The sequence below is a fragment of the Microbacterium xerophyticum genome (genome assembly GCF_053543555.1).
In genome coordinates, this window is the sequence record NZ_JBLVOB010000006.1 from 822,528 (window position 1) to 824,934 (window position 2,407).

A 2,407-nucleotide genomic window follows, 5' to 3' on the forward strand; every position below is an offset into this window, starting at 1 on the left:
CCTCGCCCCCGCTTCGCCCTGCCTGCGAACACGCACACAGGGCACATCACCATGAAAGGAAACACCACCCGCTATGACCTCCATCACTCACGCCGACGCAGAAGGCGATGCGCCCGTCATCGAGGATCCCCGTCGCAGACGCGCGATTCTCTGGGCCGTCGGCATCGCCTTGATGGCCGTTGTCGCCTCGGTGACCGGTCTCAACGTCGCACAGCCGCAGCTTGCGACGACCTTCGATGCATCACAGGGACAAGTGCTCTGGATCATCAACACCTACACACTCACTCTCGCAGCCCTCCTCCTGCCGCTCGGAGCCCTGGGCGATCGCCTCGGGCGCAAGCCGGTGCTCATCATGGGCCTCGTGATCTTCGGTGTCGCGAACATCGCCGGGGCCATCGCTCCGGTCATGGAGGTCATGATCGCATCCCGACTGTTCAGCGGCATCGGTGCGGCACTGATCATGCCCGTCACGCTGTCGGTGATCACCTCCTCGTTCCCGGACAAGGAGCGCTCCAAGGCGATCGGGGTGTGGAGCGCCGTCGCCGGGGGCGGTGGCATCGTCGGCATGTACCTCTCCGCCGTGCTGGTCGACATCGCGTCCTGGCGCTGGCTGTTCGCGCTCCCCATCGTGCTCACCGCAGCTGCCCTGCTGATCGGCACGCGCTCAGTGCCGAACTCCCGAGAGAAGGCGCCAGGCAGGTTCGATGCCCTGGGAGCGCTGACGTCGATCGTCGCGACGGTCGGCTTCACCTTCGCTCTGCACGAGGCACCGTCCGTGGGCTGGACCGACCCGGTGGTGCTGACCACACTGATCGCAGCTGTGCTCGCCACCGTGGTGTTCATCGTGTGGGAGTTGCGCACCCGGTTCCCGCTGCTGGACATTCGACACTTCCGCAAGCGCGGACTCTCGTCCGGCGCGACGCTCCTGCTCGTGTGGTTCGGCGTCCTGGGCGGGGTATCCCTGGTGCTGTACCCGTTCTTCCAGGTCGTCCTCGGATGGAGCGGACTGCTGTCCACACTCGCCATGATGCCCATGGCACTGCTGATGATGCTCGCCTCCGGGCTCGCCCCTCGGCTGACAGCACGCATCGGCGCTCGGGCCTCCATGGTCATCGGACTCACCATCGCCACGGTGGGCCTCACGCTCATGGCCGGATTCGTGTCCGCCGACGGCGGGTACCTCAGCGTGCTGCCCGGACTCATCACGATGGGACTCGGCGCGGGCCTGGCGATGACACCCTCGACCGAAGCGATCACCTCCTCGCTTCCTCGGGAGCAGCAGGGTGTCGCGTCGGCACTGAACGACCTCTCCCGAGAGCTCGGTGCGGCCCTGGGCATTGCGCTTCTGGGCGGTGTGCTGGTGGCCGGATATCAGAGTGCGATCGCCGGACGCCTTTCAGGTGTGCCGGAAGAGTTCGCGGCGACAGCGCGCGAAGGCATCGCCAACGCCACTGCGGTCAGCCAGAGTGCCGGGGAGTACGCGGAGCAGATTCGCACTGCAGCGAACGAGGCGTTCATCGCCGGCTGGCAGCAGGCCATGTGGGTCGGCGTCGCCGTCATGATCGTCCTCGTCATCTTCATCCTCTTCCGCGGCCCCAAGGGCGCTGACCCGACTGCGGAGCCGGTGGATGAACCCGAAGGCCTGGCAGAGGACTTCGCTGACGCCGACACCGCCCGGCACGCGGGCTGATCATGACAATCACAGTCACCAGGCCCGTGCAGGTCGAAGTGTGGTCCGATCCCCAGTGCGTGTGGTGCTTCATCGCGCATCCGAGGTTTCAGAAGGCCGTCGCAGCGTTCGACGGACAGGTCGAAGTGAAGTATCGGTCCTTCGAGCTGCGCCCCGGCGTGCCCACCGAGATCGACAAGGAGCATCAGATCGCACAACACGCCGGCGCGTCCCCTGGACGTGGACGCGTAGAGGCGGTCACCGCGCAACTCACACAGCTCGCCCATGCCGAAGGACTGAGTTTCCGTCCCGACCTCACCCGCCCGACGAACTCGCACCTCGCCCTGGAACTGCTCCATCACGCCCAGCAGAGCGGACACCGGGCTGCACTGACCCGCCGACTCTTCACTGCGTACTTCACCGAGGGGAGACACATCGGACACGTCGACGAACTCGTCGATCTTGCTCGCGAGATCGGCATGGATCCCGAGGACGCACGACAGGTCCTGCTCGACCGCCGCCACCGCGTCGCGGTCGATCAGGACGGCGACCGGCTCCGCGCACTCGGCGCGAGCGGCGTGCCCCTCCATGTGATCGACGGGAAGTGGGGCATCTCCGGTGCCCAGCCTGTGCACGTCTACCTCGAAGCTCTGCAGAGATCAGTAGAAGCATGAGCCGGCACGCCGTGCGGGAGCACTGAGGCCCGATCAACTCTCACCAACGAGAAGTGCCGGAAAC

Annotated in this window: 2 protein-coding genes; both read left to right on the forward strand. The window is 66.2% G+C overall.

Annotated elements, in window-relative coordinates; translation table 11 throughout:
- The first annotated feature begins 73 nt into the window (after nt 1–73).
- Complete coding sequence (locus ACNPNP_RS10700; RefSeq protein WP_448966000.1) at nt 74–1,690, forward strand: DHA2 family efflux MFS transporter permease subunit; 1,617 nt, start codon at nt 74–76, stop codon at nt 1,688–1,690.
- 2 nt (nt 1,691–1,692) lie between these two features.
- Entirely contained in the window at nt 1,693–2,343 is a 651-nt protein-coding gene (locus tag ACNPNP_RS10705) for a DsbA family oxidoreductase (protein WP_448966001.1), read from the forward strand.
- Nucleotides 2,344–2,407 lie beyond the last annotated feature (64 nt).